General features: G+C 65.4%; 1 pseudogene. It reads right to left on the bottom strand.

The features are described 5' to 3' along the window. A pseudogene (locus PMI01_RS23635) lies at positions 1-517 on the bottom strand (RHS repeat-associated core domain-containing protein); the annotation flags it as partial.

The raw sequence follows: 517 nt of genomic DNA, 5'->3' as shown, positions 1-517 counted from the left end.
TTGGTCAGCGCCACCACCGAGCCGCGCTCATCGCTGAGAAGGAAGCGGCGATCGCTGGTGGTCGCGCCCTCGTACCAGGTTATCGGCTCGTCGGTTCCCGGACCGGGAATGTAGCGACGCTGGGTGTTGTTGGCCGCGTCGGTTTCCTCGATCAGATCCGAACCCGAATAGACCAGCCGGGTCGTGATCGCCCCCACGATGGTGTCCAGACGCCCCACCGGATCATAGCCCAGCGTGACCCCCGGCGCGCCCGGGGCGGTCGTCATCCGGTTTTCCAGGTCGTAGACAAAGCTTCTGGCCCCATCATTGGTCAGGTTGCCGCGGTTATCGCCGTAGGTGATCGTCGCCCCGGCCGCCGTGGTCAGTTGATTGAGGCCATCGACGGTGTAGGCCTTGGTCCCGGCCACGCCTGGCGTCCAGACATAGTTCGCGCCGGTGTTGCTGATCGAGCGGGTGATGATCTGGCCGGCGGCGTTGTAGGTCAGGCTGTAGGTCTGGTCCTGGGCGGTTCCCGCCA

Source organism: Caulobacter sp. AP07 (assembly GCF_000281955.1).
In the GTDB taxonomy this organism is placed as follows: domain Bacteria; phylum Pseudomonadota; class Alphaproteobacteria; order Caulobacterales; family Caulobacteraceae; genus Caulobacter.
This window is presented reverse-complemented; position numbering and strand designations above follow the sequence as displayed.